At 71.8% G+C, this 16,270-nt stretch carries 15 protein-coding genes; 7 read left to right on the top strand and 8 right to left on the bottom strand.

Annotated elements, in window-relative coordinates; genetic code table 11:
* Positions 1–111 precede the first annotated feature (111 nt).
* The 7 genes from AB0I04_RS14840 (at position 112) to AB0I04_RS14810 (ending at position 7,362) form a co-directional block, all read left to right on the top strand.
* Positions 112–648, top strand: coding sequence for a hypothetical protein (locus AB0I04_RS14840; protein ID WP_360884005.1), 537 nt, complete (start codon positions 112–114; stop codon positions 646–648).
* Positions 552–1,616 carry a transposase gene (locus tag AB0I04_RS14835; RefSeq protein WP_360884002.1) on the top strand — a complete coding sequence of 355 codons (1,065 nt, stop codon included), beginning with the start codon at positions 552–554 and terminating at the stop codon, positions 1,614–1,616. The genes AB0I04_RS14840 and AB0I04_RS14835 overlap by 97 nt, the downstream gene beginning before the upstream one ends.
* Positions 1,617–1,725: 109 nt before the next feature.
* On the top strand, positions 1,726–2,781 hold the full coding sequence (locus tag AB0I04_RS14830; protein WP_360883999.1) for an aromatic ring-hydroxylating dioxygenase subunit alpha: 1,056 nt from the start codon (positions 1,726–1,728) through the stop codon (positions 2,779–2,781).
* Entirely contained in the window at positions 2,778–2,996 is a 219-nt protein-coding gene (locus AB0I04_RS14825; RefSeq protein ID WP_360883996.1) for a hypothetical protein, read from the top strand. Before AB0I04_RS14830 ends, AB0I04_RS14825 begins: the two co-directional genes overlap by 4 nt.
* Before the next feature lie 15 nt (positions 2,997–3,011).
* On the top strand, positions 3,012–3,968 hold the full coding sequence (locus tag AB0I04_RS14820; protein WP_360883993.1) for a PDR/VanB family oxidoreductase: 957 nt from the start codon (positions 3,012–3,014) through the stop codon (positions 3,966–3,968).
* 243 nt (positions 3,969–4,211) lie between these two features.
* Complete coding sequence (locus AB0I04_RS14815; protein ID WP_360883990.1) at positions 4,212–5,573, top strand: hypothetical protein; 1,362 nt, start codon at positions 4,212–4,214, stop codon at positions 5,571–5,573.
* A 205-nt stretch (positions 5,574–5,778) separates the two neighbouring features.
* Complete coding sequence (locus AB0I04_RS14810) at positions 5,779–7,362, top strand: MFS transporter (protein ID WP_360883987.1); 1,584 nt, start codon at positions 5,779–5,781, stop codon at positions 7,360–7,362.
* A gap of 83 nt (positions 7,363–7,445) precedes the next feature.
* Here AB0I04_RS14810 and AB0I04_RS14805 read toward each other — a convergent pair whose 3' ends face one another.
* From AB0I04_RS14805 to AB0I04_RS14770, 8 genes are all read right to left on the bottom strand, one after another.
* On the bottom strand, positions 7,446–8,180 hold the full coding sequence (locus tag AB0I04_RS14805; RefSeq protein WP_360883984.1) for a VOC family protein: 735 nt from the start codon (positions 8,178–8,180) through the stop codon (positions 7,446–7,448).
* A 178-nt stretch (positions 8,181–8,358) separates the two neighbouring features.
* Complete coding sequence (locus tag AB0I04_RS14800) at positions 8,359–9,012, bottom strand: XRE family transcriptional regulator (protein ID WP_360883981.1); 654 nt, start codon at positions 9,010–9,012, stop codon at positions 8,359–8,361.
* Between the two features lie 35 nt (positions 9,013–9,047).
* Positions 9,048–10,187, bottom strand: coding sequence for an FAD-dependent oxidoreductase (locus AB0I04_RS14795; protein WP_360883978.1), 1,140 nt, complete (start codon positions 10,185–10,187; stop codon positions 9,048–9,050).
* Positions 10,184–11,545: an FMN-binding glutamate synthase family protein gene (locus AB0I04_RS14790; RefSeq protein ID WP_360883975.1), complete on the bottom strand. Its 1,362-nt coding sequence runs from the start codon at positions 11,543–11,545 to the stop codon at positions 10,184–10,186. Before AB0I04_RS14790 ends, AB0I04_RS14795 begins: the two co-directional genes overlap by 4 nt.
* Positions 11,535–12,263, bottom strand: a complete 729-nt coding sequence (locus AB0I04_RS14785; RefSeq protein ID WP_360883972.1) for a hypothetical protein — start codon at positions 12,261–12,263, stop codon at positions 11,535–11,537. Before AB0I04_RS14785 ends, AB0I04_RS14790 begins: the two co-directional genes overlap by 11 nt.
* Complete coding sequence (locus AB0I04_RS14780) at positions 12,251–13,135, bottom strand: hypothetical protein (protein ID WP_360883969.1); 885 nt, start codon at positions 13,133–13,135, stop codon at positions 12,251–12,253. The genes AB0I04_RS14785 and AB0I04_RS14780 overlap by 13 nt, the downstream gene beginning before the upstream one ends.
* A gap of 39 nt (positions 13,136–13,174) precedes the next feature.
* On the bottom strand, positions 13,175–14,560 hold the full coding sequence (gene glnT / locus AB0I04_RS14775; protein WP_360883966.1) for a type III glutamate--ammonia ligase: 1,386 nt from the start codon (positions 14,558–14,560) through the stop codon (positions 13,175–13,177).
* A 166-nt stretch (positions 14,561–14,726) separates the two neighbouring features.
* A complete protein-coding gene (locus AB0I04_RS14770; protein WP_360883963.1) occupies positions 14,727–16,178 on the bottom strand; it encodes a cytosine permease in 1,452 nt (483 codons plus the stop codon).
* Between the last annotated feature and the right edge of the window lie 92 nt (positions 16,179–16,270).

The following is a 16,270-nucleotide window of genomic DNA, read 5'->3' as shown; positions in this document are numbered from 1 at the left end:
CAGAACCACGTTCGTGTAACGAGACGGCGGCGGTGATCTATCCGGGCCGCTTTGATGTCTGGGGTCACCGACCGTCCAGATTCTGTCGTAGCCACCTGCTGTAATCACCTCGTGCCTCGACGTGTTGATCCGGATGCTCCCCGGGTGGTGCTGCGCACCGCCCGGGTCGGCCTGCGCCTCACGCCCGCCCAGCGGGAGCGGTGTTTCAGGCTGCTGGCCTCGGCCGGGGACGTGTGGGCGTGCGCACTGGACATGAACCGGTGGCGGCGCCGGCGCGGCCTGCCCACCGTCGTGTCGTATCAGGCGTTGTGCCGGGAGTTGTCGGCGGCCGGCCCGGGCACGTTCGGTGAGCTGGACACCATTGGGGCTCGCTCGGTGCCGCGCCGGTACAGTGACGCCTGGTTCGCCACCGCCAAACGCCGCAAGGACGGGGACGCCTCGGTCCGGTTCCCGCGCCGCAAACGCCGGTTGATGCCGGTCCGCTACTACCACGGCACGTTCACCCTGGAGATCAGCGGTTACGACTTCCGGTCAGTCGCGGGTGCGCGCCGTTGTCGGTACGGCTGGACCGGGAGGTTCCCTACCCGGTCCAGCACGTCCGGTCGGTCACCCTGCTCAACGAAGGCCGCCGATTGTTCGTCGAGGTGACCGCCGAAGTACCCGTCGCTACCTACCCGCCTGGATCTGAGCCGGATCCGGACCGGGTGGCGGGAGTAGATCCAGGGGTGATCCATCCGTTCGCGGTGGCCGGACCGGACGGGGAAGGCCTCATCGTGTCGGGGCGGGCGATCCGAGCTGAGGCCCATCTGCACCTCAAAGACACCAAACACCGTCGCCGGACCGTGGCAACGCGAGCCCCGAAACCGGGTCAGGCGGGTTCGCGCCGGTGGCGGAAATATCGGGCCCGCCAGCGGAAACTCGAGGGCCGACACAAGCGCCGCGTCAAGCAGGCCCAGCATGAGGCCGCCAAGACCGTCGTCGACTGGGCGGTAAAGCGCCGGGTCGGGACGCTGGTGGTCGGTGACCCGCGAGGCGTGCTGGAGTTGAAGGCCGGGCGGCGGCACAACAAACGCGTCAATGATTGGCGTGTCGGCTACCTGATCCGCTGCCTGAAGGACAAGGCCGAACGGGCCGGGATCCGCGTCGTACTCGTCGATGAACGCGGCACCTCCTCGACCTGCCCGGCCTGCGACCGGCGTGTTCCCAAACCCAAAGGCCGGACCTTCACCTGTATGCATTGTGGTTTCAGTGGGCACCGCGACGTGGTCGGCGGCGCCAACATCGCCCGGCGTGGACCGGGCGGACCCATCACCACCAACACGAATCGGTTTCCGGTGGTGATCACGCACCGTCGAGCCGGACGGCACCTCCCCGGTACCGGACCAGCCCGGCGTGATCCGAGACGACGCCCCCATCACGGCGCCATCGCTGGGTCCATTGGCCGGCCGCGGCCCGCCCCACCCTCGTGGGGAGTCGCTCGTCCCAAAGGCGAGGATCAACTAACACCGTCGATAAGACGAACAACGTTGGTTGACGCGGCACTAGGCGCGGTCGCGGCCGACTTCGGTGCCCGAAGAGACACACTCCGAAGTCGGGTGATGCCGTCCGAAAGGTAGGAAGAGCGGTCATCCTCGAGTTGTCCTTTCACCAGATGGAAGGGGCATGGCGGCCACGGCTCTTTGAGCGTGACGCTGAGGCCACCTCCACCTGCGAAAAGAGGGGCCGATGACGTCTTTCGCGAGAAATCAGTGGTACGTCGCCGCGTACGGCCGGGAGGTCGGCCGTGACCTGCTGGCGAGGACGGTGCTCGACGAACCGCTGGTGCTCTACCGCACCGAGGCCGGCGACGTCGTGGCGCTCGCCGACCGGTGCGTGCACCGGAGGTTCCCCCTGTCGGAGAGCCGGCTGGACGGCGACCGGATCGTCTGCGGCTACCATGGCTTCACGTACGCACCGGACGGCGGCTGCGTCTCCGTCCCGGGTCAGAGGCGAGTTCCCCGCACCGCCCGGGTGCCCTCCTACCCCGTCGTCGAGCAGGACTCCTTCGTGTGGGTCTGGATCGGCGACGGCTCGCTCGCCGACCCGGCGGGCATCCCCCGGGCGCCCTGGCTGGCCGACCCGGAGTGGACGACGGTGTGCGGGATGGAACCCTTGAACGCCCGGTACGGCCTGCTGGTCGACAACCTCCTCGACCTGTCCCACGAGACGTACCTGCACGGCGGCTACATCGGCACCCCCGAGGTCGCCGAGACGCCGATCACCACCGAGGTCGACGAGGCGGCCGGGATCGTCCGGGTCGGCCGGCACATGCACGGCGCCGAGTGCCCGCCGTTCTACTCCCGCTCCACCGGTGTCGAGGGCCGGATCGACCGGTTCCAGGACATCGAATACCACGCGCCCTGCCTGTACGTCCTGCACAGCCGGGTCGCGCCCACCGGTGTCACGCCGGGACCGGACGGCGACGACAGCGGCGCCTTCCACGTCGAGATCGTCTACGCCATCACCCCGTCGACCGAGCACAGCACGTACGACTTCTGGGCCGTCGCCCGCGACTTCGCCCGCGACGACGAGGAGGTCAGCGCCTTCCTGCGCGATTCCAACCGCACGGTGGTGCTCCAGGACGTCGAGGCGCTGAACACGCTCGAGAAGGTCATCGCCGCCGAGCCCGACGGCTACCAGGAGCTCAGCATCAACATCGACACCGGCGGCCTGGCGGCCCGCCGGATCCTGGCGCGCCTCGCCGCCGGCGAGGAGGCCCCGGCCGGGGCCGTCGCGCGATGAACGGCCCGCGGCCGTCCGGGCCCGTCTACCGCGTGCGCTGGCTGCCCGGCTCCGACACCCTGCTGGGCACCTGCCACTGCGGCGCCGAGCACACCGCCCAGGATCCCATCGAGCTGTGGGACTGGCTGCTCGCACACCCCACCGGACACCGTCCGCCGACCGCGGCCGAGCCCCCCGGAGACCCCTCGCTCACCGCCGGCGCGGCGACCGGCTGAGAAGGGACGCATGCCGTGAACAACGCCGGAGACGACACCGAGGTGGTCGTCGCCGGGCGAGACCAGGCCGCCGACGGCGTGGTCCGCCTGACGCTCCGCCGGCCGGACGGCGGACCACTGCCCGCCTGGGAGCCCGGCGCGCACATCGACCTGCTCCTGGCCGACGGCCTCGTCCGGCAGTACTCCCTGTGCGGATCACCGGCGGACCGTACGGCCTGGCGGATCGCCGTGCTCCGTGAGCCGGCCGGCCGCGGCGGCTCCGCGTACGTCCACGACCGGCTCGTCGAGGGCTCCCGGCTGCCGGTGCGCGGCCCGCGGAACAACTTCGCCCTGCGGCCCGCCGACCGCTACCTGTTCGTCGCGGGCGGGATCGGGATCACACCGCTGCTGCCGATGGTGGCGGCCGCCGAGCGGGCCGGCGTCCGATGGCGGCTGCTGTACGGCGGCCGCACGCGCGCGTCAATGGCCTTCCTCGACGAGCTCACCGTCCATGGCGACGCGGTGAGCGTACGGCCGCAGGACGAGACGGGGCTGCTGGACCTGGACGCCTTCCTGGCCGACCCCGACGACCGCACCCTGGTGTACTGCTGCGGCCCCGAACCACTGCTTGCCGCCGTCGAGGAGCGGTGCCGCGCGGGATGGCCGCCGGGCGTCCTTCAGGTCGAGCGGTTCCGGCCGAAGGAGGAGACCGCTCCGGCGGAGACGTCCTCGTTCGAAGTGGAGCTGGCCCGATCCGGGCGGACGCTGACCGTGCCGCCGGACCGGAGTGTCCTGGACGTCGTCCGGTCCGCCGGGGTGGAGGTCCTCTACTCCTGCACCGAGGGCACGTGCGGGACCTGCGAGACGGACGTGCTGGAGGGTGAGCCCGACCACCGCGACTCGGTGCTCACCGATGAGGAGCGCGCGGGTGGCGAGACGATGATGATCTGCGTCTCCCGGTCGTGCGGGCCCCGCCTGGTCCTCGACCTCTGACACCCGTCCCGGTCCTCGGCGTGTGACGCTCATCCCGCGACGCGCCGCCGGGATGACCGTCTGCGACACGTCCGCGTCCGCGGCCTGTCGCGGGCGCGTGCGGGGCCGTCCGGCCCGCTGAGCGGCGGACGGCTTCCACGATATTCGGCACAGTCTTGACGACGGTGAAAAAACAGCCATACATTCGTGCCGTTCCTCCGTGTGTCCCAGAACACACATCTCTCCCGAGAACGGAGCGCTTCCGTGCCTCGACGCCCCCTCCGCATCCCCGCCGTCACCGCCGCTCTCGCCCTCGGTGCGGCCGCCCTGACCGGAGCCGCCTCCGCCGCCCCGGCCACCGCCCCGTCCCACCTCGGCGGCACGCTCGCCGACGGCGCCACCTGGGTCGCCGACCTGCCCGCCAGTTGGAACGGCACGCTCCTGCTGTTCAGCCACGGCTACGGGCCGACGACGGCACAGGACGCGCCCTCCGACGGCGCCCGCACGGCCCTCCTCTCCGAGGGCTACGCGCTCGCCGGCTCCTCGTACGATCCGCACGGCTCCTGGTGGGCGCTGAACAGCGCCGAACGCGACCAGTTCGCCACTCTGGACGCCTTCGCGCGTACGGTCGCGCGGCCCGCCCGGATCCTGTCGGTCGGCGAGTCGATGGGCGGGCTGGTCAACGCCCGTATCGCCCGCGACGGGGCCGGTCGCGTGGACGGCGCCCTCGGCCTGTGCGGCCTGGTGGCCGGCGGCGTCGACCTGGACGACTACCAGTACGACGCCGAGTACGCCATCGCGTCCCTGCTGCTGCCCGGCCAGGACGTCCCGCTCAGCGGGTTCGCCGACGCCGGAGCGGCCGCCGCGACCGCGCAGCGGCTGACCGCGGCCGTCACCGCCGCGCAGGCGACTCCCGCCGGGCGGGCCCGGATCGCGCTCGCCGCCGCGTACCTCAACCAGACCGACTGGGCCCCGGGCCAGAACCCGCCGGCCGCCGGCGACGCCGAGGGCCAGGAGGCGCAGCAGTACGCCTGGATAAGCCAGGGGCTGCTCGCGTTCATCGAGAACGGCCGCTGGTCGATCGAACAGTCGGCGAGCGGCAACACGTCGTTCAACGCCGGTGTCGACTACGCCGCGCTGTTGCGCCGGTCCGAGCACGCCACCGAGGTGCGGGCCCTCTACCGGACCGCCGGCCTGGACCTGCGCGCCGACCTGACGACGCTGACCCGGAGCGCGCACCAGCACGCCGACCCGCGGGCTCGGCGCACGCTCCAGGCCACCTCCACCGCGGGCCAGGGCCTGGCGGTGCCGCTGCTCGACCTGCACACCACCGCCGACCAGCTGGTCCCCGTCGAGCAGGAGGCGGCCTTCGCCGCACGGGTCCGGGCGGCCGGCGACGGCGCCCGGCTCCGCCAGGCGTACATCGCCCGTCAGGGCCACTGCGCGTTCACCACCGCCGAGATGGTGGCGGGCGTGCACGCGATCGACCATCGCGTCGCCACCGGACGCTGGGACGACGCCGCCGAACCCGCAGCCCTGCAGCGCGCCGCGCTGACGCTGAACCTCGGCGGCGCCGCCTTCGTCCCCTACCGCCCCGGCCGGCTCGTCGGCGCCCGCGACCGCTGAGCCTCCGACCCGACCGTCCCGTCGGCGTCCGTGGCACGTGCGCCCCGGGTGCGCTGCCTCCGGGCCGACCCATCTCGTCCGCGGCGGCCGATCCGCCGCCCGACCCGCCATCTCGTCGGCGGCCGCCGAGCCGCCCCTTTCCCGGCCGGGCGGACCGCCGCCGGACCGGGAGCCCGTCCCACCGCATCTTCTCCCAGGAACCCTCATGTCGCAGAGCGAACACTCCGACCCGGGGCCGGCCAGGCTCCCCCTCGGCACACTCATCGCGGGCTGCCTCGCCGTCTGCCTCGCCCAGATCTCCCTCGCCATCCCGGCCACCCTAAACGGCCTGTTCCAGGAGGACCTGCACCCGATCGGTTCGCAGCTCACCTGGATCTCCGACGCTTTCCTGCTGCCCGTCTCCGTGCTCGAGCTGACGTTCGGCGTGCTCGGCGACCTCTTCGGCCGCAAGCGGCTGCTGGTCGGCGGCTCGGCGCTGATCGTCCTCGGTGAGATGGTCGCCGCCGCGAGCCACGGCGTCCACCTGCTCTGGGCGGGTCAGGCGATCGCCGGCCTCGGCGCGGCCGCGCTGTTCCCGACCTCGCTGGCGATGGTGGCCGCCGGGACCCGCACGCACCAGGCCCGGTCCCGCGCGATCGCGACGTGGGCGGCGTCCCTGTCCACCGGCGGATTCATCGCGCCGGTGCTCGGCGGCATCACCGGGAACTACGGCTCCTGGCGGTGGGCGTTCGTGGTCGTCACGCTGATCGCCGTCGTCAGCACCCTGGTCAGCCTCCTGCTGGCCGCCGACTCCAGCGCACCGGAAGGACGCTCGCTCGACCTGGGCGGCCAGGTCACCATCGGCATCGGCCTGTTCGCGCTGCTGTACGCGGTCATCCAGGGACCGACCGACGGCTGGGGCTCCGCGCCGGTGATCACGGCGTTCGCCATCGCGGCGGTCTTCGTCGTGCTGTTCATCGTGGCCGAGCGCCGGGCCCGCTCCCCACTGCTGCGTCTGGAGCTGTTCACCAACCGGGCGTTCGCGATCGCGTCGTTCGTCGCCGTGGTCGGCATGTTCAGCTTCCTCGGCACGGCGTACGCGACGAGCATCCGGCTCGGCCCGATCCAGCACCAGAGCCCGCTGCGCTCGTCGGTCGCGTTCCTGCTGCTGAACGGCCTGGCGCTGGTCCTGCTCCCCGTCACGTCCCGGCTGCTGGAGCGGATGGCCGGCCGCTGGATCCTCACGGTCGGCCTGGCGCTGATGGCCGCCGGCGACTTCCTCGCGGCGGCGCTGCCGGTCTCCGACCGGGCGCTGACCTCCCTGGTGCTCCCGCTCGGCCTCGTCGGCGTCGGATTCGCACTGACCGTCTCCTCCATCACCGCCACCGCCGTCAACACGGTGCCGATCCACTACGCCGGCATGGCCAGCGCCGCGACGAGCCTCCTGCGCGACTTCGGCTTCACGCTCGGCCCGGCGGTGATCGGCGCGGTCGCGCTCAGCCGGGCGGCCTCGCAGTTCACCACCGGGCTGGCCGGCGCGTCGCTGAGCCCGCAGGTCAAGGCCGCCGCCGGGCACGTCGCCGCCGAAGGCGGCCCGCTCGCCGTGAACTCCGTCCCGCCCTCCTCGCCGCCGGGCGGCGCCGCACCCATCGCCCTGGACGCCCTGGGCCACGGCTACGCGATCGGCTATGTCGTCTGCGGCGCGGCGGCGCTGGTCTCCTGCCTGCTGGCGCTGCTCGCGCTGCACGGTCGCGAACAACACGCCGAGGCGGGCGAGATGCCGACGGCCGGGGCGACGGCGGCCACCTGACGCGGTCTCCCTGGTCCGTCCGTGTCCGATCCTCGCGGGGTCCGCTCCCTCCCTGGCGGGCCCCGCGAGGAGGTTCCTTCTCGTCACACCGGCGGTGCGGTGAACAGCACGTCCGGGTCGTTGAACTGCTCCTTGGCGACCACTTCGCTCATCGGGGCGGCGGTGCCCCACTGGTCCTGCGTCAGCGGGTCGTCGACGTCGTGCAGACCCAGATGCCAGGTGTCCTCCTCGAGCACGGCGAGCTCGGTCGTGTACTCGACCGTGTTGCCGTGCGGGTCGTGGAAGTAGGAGAAGGTGTTGTCGTCGGCGAGGTGCCGCCCCGGTCCCCAGGTGAGCCGGGTCCCGGCGCGCAGGGCCCGGCCCGTGCCTCGCATGTACTCCTCGACGCCGCGCATCTCGAACGACGCGTGGTGCAGGGAGGCGTGCGGGCCGCGCGCGATGGCGAAGCTGTGGTGCAGCGGGCTGCATCGCAGGAAGTACATGAGGTCGCCCATGTGCGTGCTGTACAGCGTGTCGGACAGCCGGAACCCGAGGTGGCGTTCGTAGAACGCACGGAGCAGGGCCGGGTCCGGGGAGTTCACGACGCAGTGCGAGAGGCGTACCGGGATCGCCTCGCGCTCTTCCAGCCTGCGATGCCCACGGGTGGCGACGTCGGCGGACACCTCGACGACGCGACCGTCGATGTCGAAGAACCGCAGTCCGTACCCGCCGCCGGGGGTGTTCAGGGGGCCGGGCTCGGCGATGATCCGGACGCCGGCGGCGATGAGGCGCTCGGCGAGTTCGTCGACGTCGGCCCGCGGAAGCTTACGGCTACTCATGCGACACGACCGGGCGACACGCGACCAAGCATGTACGCACAGTAGCGATCCGCGTCGGCATTCCACTCGATGATTCGGAAATCCGAGCGACGTCAGCCCGTCAGATCAGAGCGTCGACGATAAGCGTCATCGGGGTCCTGGTATGACGTGGGTCACTTCCCGCCGGCGGCGAGGTGGGTCAGGCGGGGATGCGGTCGCCGTAGGCCGTGACGGACAGGAAGCGGATCGGCAACTCGACGAGTTCGTCCGGGCCGTGCACGCCCTCACCGTCGAACTGAAGGGCGTCGCCCGGTCGCAGCGTGTACCGGGCCTCACCGTGGCCGTAGACCATGACGCCCTCGAGCATGTAGAGCAGTTCGGTGCCCGGATGCTGGAAGAGCGGGAAGACCTCGCTCGACTCGGTCAGCGTGACCAGCACCGCCTCCATGCGCTTGTGCGGGCCGCGCAGGGCGCCGAGCAACTCGTAGACATGGCCGACGCGGCTGCCCCGGCGGACGATCCGGGCACCGTGGCCCGCCTCCACGTAGACGGCCTCGCGCTCGTCGTCCACGCCACGGAACAGGGCGGTGACGGGCACGTCGAGCCCCGCGGCCAGGCGTCCGAGCGTGGTGAGGCTGCACGAGGTCTGGGCGTTCTCGATCTTCGAGAGCATGGCCTTGGAGATGCCGACCTGGGCCGCCATCTCGGCCACCGACAGGCCGGCCGCGACGCGGTACTGCCGGACCTGCCGGGCGATGGCGGCCTCCAGGCCCGGCCGTTCCGCGCCGCCGGGGTCCACCTCGCGGTCCGGCAGCGCGGCGGCGCGTTCGTGGAACTCGGGGTCGGTGGCCATGGCAGCCATTCTGCCGCAGGAGGCGACGTCTCCTTTCAGGAGACGGCGGCCCGATGGACGGCGAGGGTGAACCTTGGGTCGGGCACGGGTCCGCCGGCGGCCAGGTCGGTGACCATCTCTCCGATGAGCGGCGCGAACTTCGCCCCGTGGCCGGAGCAGGGCGAGCACACGACGATCGGCCCGGCGCGGTCGAGGACGAAGTCGTCACCGGCCGTGGACGTGTAGAGGCAGGTGGCCTCGTTGACGGGGCGCGGTTCCAGTCCGGGCAGCCACTCCCGCACGTACCCGACGATGCGTTCCCGCGCCACCGGGTCGACGGCGCCGCTCCGGCCGTCGGCGGTCGTCGGCGCGCCGGCGTCGTGCTCGGCGATCTTGCGGCCGCCGGCCGGGCCGCCGTCGCGGCCACCCGGGAGGCTGTAGGTGGACAGCGCGTCCTTGTGCACCACGACGGGCCAGTCGATGTCCGGATCCCGGCGGGGGAAGTGGAAGACCTGCTGCTGCGTCACGGTGAGCTCGGGCAGCGGGACGAGTCCGTCGAGAAGATCGCGTACCCATGCCCCGGCCGCGACGACGACGCGACGCGCGGTCACGGTGCCGTGCGCGGTCTCCACGCGGACCCGGTCACCGTCGGCGGTGATGCGCCGGACCGGGGTCTCTGCGTGGAGGGACGCGCCGCGATCCCGCGCCCGGGTGAGGAAGGCGGTGACCGCCGCGGCGGCGTCCACGGTGCCGGCCTCGGGGTGGAAGAGCACCGGTCCGTCGAAGCGCAGGCCGGGCCAGCGGCACTTCGCCTCCGACGCCGGGAGCACCTCATGCGGTACACCGGCCTCCGCCAGGGTGGCGGCAATGCCCTCCGGGTCGCGCAGGCGGCCGTGGTCGATTCCGCCGATGATCCGCAGCAGCGACGAACCGGCGTCCTGTTCGAGCTCCCGCCACAGGCGCAGGGACCGGCCGGTGAGGGCGACGTACAGCGGATCCGCGTAGGCACGACGGACGATCCGGGCGCTCCCATGAGAGCTGCCGCGGTCGTGGCCGAACGCGAACCGCTCCAGGAGTGTCACGGCGCGGCCCCGGCGGGTGGCGGCCCACGCGGTGGCGGCACCCATCAGTCCCCCGCCGACGACCGCGATCTCGGTCTCCGCGGGCAGTTCGGTCCGGGCCGGCGTCCCGGTCACCGGTCGGCCCCGGGGATCCAGTCGGTGCCGGCCAGTGGAACGCGTGCCATGGCCGCGGCCTCGATGGTAAGGGCGACCAGGTCCTCGGGTTCCAGGTGGTGCAGGTGGGCCTTGCCGCAGGCCCGGGCGATGGTCTGCGCCTCCATGGTCATGACGCGGATGAGGTTGGCGATCCGGCGCCCGCCCTCGACGGGGTCGAGGCGAACGGCGAGCGCCTCGTCCTGGGTGGAGATGCCGGCCGGGTCGCGGCCGTCCTGGTAGTCGTCGTAGTAGCCGGCGGCCGAGCCGAGCGCACGGTACTCGGTGTCCCACCGGGGGTGGTTGTCGCCGAGCGCGATGAGCGCGGCGGTGCCGATGGCGACGGCGTCCGCGCCGAGGGCCATGCACTTGGCCAGGTCGGCGCCGTTGCGGACACCGCCGGAGACGATCAGCCGGACCGTGCGGTGCAGGCCCTCCTCCTGGAGCGCCCGGACGGCCTGGGGGATCGCCGCGAGCGTCGGGATGCCGACGTGTTCGATGAACACCTCCTGGGTCGCGGCCGTGCCGCCCTGCATGCCGTCCACCACGATGACGTCCGCGCCGGCCTTGGCGGCCAGCTTGACGTCGTAGTAGGTGCGGGTCGCGCCGATCTTCACGTAGATCGGCTTCTCCCAGTCGGTGATCTCCCGCAATTCGCGGATCTTGATCTCCAGGTCGTCCGGGCCGGTCCAGTCGGGGTGACGGCAGGCGCTGCGCTGGTCGATCCCGGCCGGCAGCGTGCGCATGGCGGCGACCCGCTTGGTGATCTTCTGGCCGAGCAGCATGCCACCGCCGCCGGGTTTGGCTCCCTGGCCGAGCACGACCTCGATGGCGTCGGCCCGGCGCATGTCGTCGGGGTTCATGCCGTAGCGCGACGGCAGGTACTGGTAGACGAGGTGCTCGGAGTGGCCGCGTTCCTCCGGTGTCATGCCGCCGTCGCCGGTGGTCGTGGAGGTGCCGACCTCGCTGGCGCCTCGCCCGAGGGCCTCCTTGGCGCGCCCGGACAGCGCGCCGAAGCTCATCCCGGCGATGGTGACGGGGGTGTTCAGCCGCAACGGGCGGGTCGCGTGCCGGTCGCCGAGGACGACATCGGTGTCGCAGCGCTCGCGGTAGCCCTCCAGCGGGTAGCGGGACATGCTCGCACCGAGGAAGAGCAGGTCGTCGAAGTGCGGCAGCCGGCGCTTGGCACCCCAGCCGCGGATGTCGTAGACGCCGGTCTCGGCGGCGCGCTGGATGGCGTGGATGGTCGCGCGGTCGAACGTCGCCGATTCGCGCAGCCCCTGGCCGGGCAGGTCGTCGTGCAAGGTCTCCTCCGGTGGCGGCGCCGGGTCAGTAGGCATGGCTGTTGCGGGTCGTGAAGTGGTAGAGCCGGCGCGCCGAGCCGTAGCGGCGGAAGCCGGCCGGGTCCGCGTCCACGCCGGCGGCCCGCAACAGCCGGGCCAGTTCGGCGAGGTGCTCGGCACGCATCTCCTTCTCGACGCAGTCGGCGCCGAGCGAGCGGACCGCGCCCTTGACGTAGACGCGCGCCTCGTAGATCGAGTCGCCGAGGGAGTCACCCGCGTCGCCGCAGACCACGAGACGCCCGGCCTGAGCCATGAAGGCGCTCATGTGGCCGACGCTGCCGCGCACGACGATGTCGACGCCCTTCATGGAGATGCCGCAGCGGGCGGCGGCGTCGCCGTCGATCACCAGCAGCCCGCCGTGGGCGGTGGCGCCTGCGGACTGGGAGGCGTTGCCGCGTACGCGCACGGTGCCCGACATCATGTTCTCCGCCACGCCGACTCCCGCGTTCCCGTCGATCGTGACGGTGGCGTGCTGGTTCATGCCGGCGCAGTAGTAGCCCGAGTGTCCGGCGACGACGACGTCGAGTTCCGCGTCCAGGCCGACGGCGAGGTTGTGGGCGCCGTCCGGGTGTGCGATGCGCCAGGCCGTTCCCGCGGCGGCGGCGTGCAGGGCCGAGTTCACCTCGCGAACGGACGCGGACCGCAGGTCGATCGTTGTCGCGGTGGCGACGGGACCGCCCACCGTCGGGGCCTGCGGATCGGTCACCGCTGCCATGTGTAGACCTCCTCGGGTTCGGGCTCGAAGATGCGGGCGGACTCGATGCCGGGCAGGCGCGCCAGGCAGCGGTATTCGGACGCCATGGCCACCCAGGCGTCGGTCTCGGCGACGATCGCGGGCTTGCAGGCGATGGCGTCCCGGACGACGGCGAAGGTGTCGGCCGTGGTCACGAGCAGGGTGTAGAAGCCGTCGAAGCGCTCGCACAGCAGCCGCAAAGCCTTGTCCAGGTCGTGCCCCTCGGCGAGTCTGGCGGCGACGAAGCGTGCGCCGACCTCGGAGTCGTTGTCGCTGTCGAACGCCACTCCCTCGGCACGCAGCTCGCGGCGGATGGTGGCGTGGTTGGCGAACGACCCGTTGTGCACCAGGCAAAGGTCCTCGGCGACCGAGAACGGATGAGCACCCTCCGGGGTGACCGCCGACTCGGTGGCCATCCGGGTGTGCGCGATCCCCTGTCGGCCGGACGCCTCCCGCAGCGCGAACTCGCGGGCGAGGACATCGGGGTGCCCGACTCCTTTCAGCACGGCCAGATCGCTGCCGCGCCCGGTGACGACCGCGCCGGGAACGGCGTCCCGGATGGCGCGTTCCAGCTCGGCCGCGCCGATCCGGGACCGTACGACGATGGTCTGCCCGGCGGCGACGACCTCCGCGCCGCCGCCGACGCGGGCGGCGAGCTCCTCGGCCGGCACGCCCGGATCGAGCAAGCTGACCGTCGAACGGCCGGGCGCGGTGAACCGGGGGTCACCGTAGAGGCCGACGCCTGCCGAGTCGGGGCCGCGTTCGGCCGCCTGGTGGAGCATTCCGGTCAGCAGTTCGCCGAGCCGGGGCTCCAGCGAGGGATCGCGTACCTGAAGCCCTGCGATTCCGCACATGGATCTCCCTCCGAGTCGTGGTCAGTGGGCCGCGCCGTGTCAGACGGCGGTCAGGTAGCGGTCGATCTCCCAGGCGGAGACCGTGCCGTGCCAGGTATAGAACTCCTCACGTTTCAGCGCGGCGTAGTAGTCGCCGACCTCCGCGGCCGGATCGACGGCGTCCAGCACACCGCGGATCACCTCGTCGCTCTCCAGGGCGTGCACCGCGTCGAGGAGCGTGCGCGGCAGGCCCGACCCGGCCGAGCCCGGGGCTCCGGGGTCCAGCTCGCGCCGTACTCCGTCCAGGCCCGCGGCCAGGGCGGCCGCGGCGGCGAGGTAGGGGTTGGCGGAGCCGTCGCCGCCCCGCAACTCCACCCGGTTCGCGTCCGGGACGCGGACGAGGTGGGTACGGTCGTTGCCGCCCCAGGTCGCCCGGCGCGGCGCCCAGGTGGCGCCGGAGGCGGTCGTCGTCGCGCCGGTCCGCTTGTAGGAGTTGACGGTGGGGGCGATGAGGGCGTGCATCGCCGGTGCGTGGGCGATCAGCCCGGCGATGAATCGATACGCCCGGGTACTCAGTCCCATCCCGTACGGGTCGGCGGTCTCGCCGTCCGCGGGGAACAGCGGCCGGTCGCCGTCCCAGAGGGACAGGTGCAGGTGCAGTCCGTTGCCGGTGCGGTCGGTGAACGGCTTGGGCATGAAGGTGGCGGTCATGCCGCGCTGTTCCGCCAGTACCTGGACGATGTAGCGGAGGGTCACGACCCGATCGGCCGTGGTCAGGGCGTCGGCGTGCCGGAAGTTCTGCTCGAACTGCCCGTTGCCGTCCTCATGGTCGCTGGCGTACGGCCCCCAGCCGAGCCGCACCATGGCGTCGGAGACGCCGGTCAGGTGGTCGTACATCCGGGTCAGCCCACGCGCGTCGTAGCACGGCTGGGCGGCGTCGTCGAGCCGGTCGGCGACGGTCAGCGCCCCGCCCTCGTCGCGTCGCACCAGGAAGTACTCCAGTTCGGCACCGCTGATGAGGGCCGTGCGCTCGGCGGCGGCACGCTCGGCGAGCGTGCGGAGGATGACGCGCGGCGCGAAGGCGTAGGGGCGTCCCGCCACGTACGGATCGCAGTGCACCAGTCCGAGGCCCGGGCGTACGAAGGTCAACGGAGTGTAGGAACGGACGTCCGGGATCGCGATCACATCCGGATCCCGCGGCTGCTGCCCCATCGCGCCGGCCGCATAGCCGGCGAACCCGACGCCTTCGCTCTGCAGCGCGTCGGCGGCCTCGACCGGGACCAGCTTGGCGCAGGGCTTGCCGACGAGCGTCGTGAAGGTGGCGAGGATGAACCGCACTCCATCGGCGCGGGCCATCGCGGCGAGGGACGGGGAGACGTCGGGGGCCGGTGGCGCGGTGTCCCGAGGTGGGTCGACGGGCGATGCGGAGGTCAGCGGAACGGTCACGGGTGGCTCCCTCAGACGCTGGGGGATGTTCACTGCTGTTATCCACCGTCTCCTGACAGGAGACGCTCGCGATGTCGCGGCCGTTACGGTTCGGTTAATCGGCTCGACCGACATGCGAGCGCCGGCGGGGTGTTCACCCCGCCGGCGCGCTGGACGTACGCCATCCCTACCCGGTCTGTACCGTTCCGGAGTCGGCCACTCCGGTCTGCGCCGGTTGCCCGACGTCGGCACCGTGGCCGCTCAGGCGCCGAGAGAGCGGCGAGAGCCGGTACGTGAGGAGGTACACCACGGCGGCGACGGCCGCGCCGACGTAGTAGGACACGTCACCGAGGCCGGCGTGGGCCTTGGCGATCGGGCCGGTCCACACGTTGGACACCCAGAACGGAAGGGACGCCGCACAGCCGATCAGCCAGGCGACAAAACCCCACTCGACGGTCCGCGAGCGGTCGTACAGTTCGTTGATCTTGTTGACCCGGTCGGTGAGGAAGTAGTCGAGGAAGACGACTGTCACCCAGGGCGCGATGAGGTAGCCGGACGCGACGAGGAAGTCGTGGAACTTGGTGTAGATGTCGCCGCTCAGCCACAGCGACAGCACCGTCGTCAGGATGGTCGCGACGATCGCCGCGGTCCTGCGGGACACCGGCACCCGCAGGGTCAGCAGGGAGATCGCGCCGCCGTACAGGTTGAGCCCGTTCACCGGGAAGGTCGAGACGACGATGGTGAGCATCGCCAACGGGGCGAAGCCGCCGGTCAGGTGCTTGACCGACTCGATGACGCCGGCCTTGCCCGCCGCACTGGCGACCAGGGCGCCGATGGCGCCGAGCCAGAAGATCGCACAGAAGTTGCCCGCCGCGGTGTTGAGCCGCACGCGGCGGCCCGGCGTGTCGGCGGGCAGGTACCGGGAGTAGTCGGAGGCGAAGGGCGCCCAGGCGAGCAGAAAGGAGAAGAAGTATCCGGCGGAGGTGATCCAGCCGCCCGCCACACCGACGTAGAAGGACGCGTGCGGATTGGCATGCATGGTCCAGTGCGCCTTGGTCAGGGCCACGATCGTGATCGCGAGGAACAGGACGCCGAGCAGGACGCTGCCGATCCGGTTCACAAAGTGGATCATGTTGTACCCGAACACGACCAGCAGTCCCTGCCCCACCGAGATCGCGACGATCCCGACCCAGAACGGAACCGGCAGCAGTTCCTCCAGGGCCTGCGCGCCGATGATCGTGTTGACCACGGCCCAGCCCACCGCGGCGAAGACGTTGACGATCGCCACCGGCGGATAGTTGCCGTAGTAGCCGAGCGCCCCGCGGGCCTGCACCTGCTGTGGTAGGCCGAGCCGGGTGCCCATGGCGGCGAGCACGCCCATGAGCAGGGCGCCCGCCGCGGTGCCGACCGCGATGGCCAGCAAGGCCTGGGGCAGCGACAGCCCGAAGTAGATCGGCCAGAACCCGAGCAGGAGCAGGGGCAGGGTGAGGTTCCCCCCGAACCACGTGAAGAACTGCGAACTGGGCCTGCCATGCCGTTCGGCGTCGGGGATGTGGTCGACGCCGTACGGCTCGACTTTGGCGATGGCATCACGATAGCCGCGGTCCCCGGTGTCGGCAGCAGAGTCGATGTGGGCCATGGGGCGCTCCGTATCTCTATCGACTTGCATGGTAGGCACGAGGGTCGACCTAGAGCCTCCGCGATGTCAATAGTTCGACACAGATTCGGGCT

Origin of the sequence: Actinoallomurus sp. NPDC050550 (genome assembly GCF_040655075.1) — a bacterium.
GTDB lineage: Bacteria > Actinomycetota > Actinomycetes > Streptosporangiales > Streptosporangiaceae > Actinoallomurus.
This window is presented reverse-complemented; position numbering and strand designations above follow the sequence as displayed.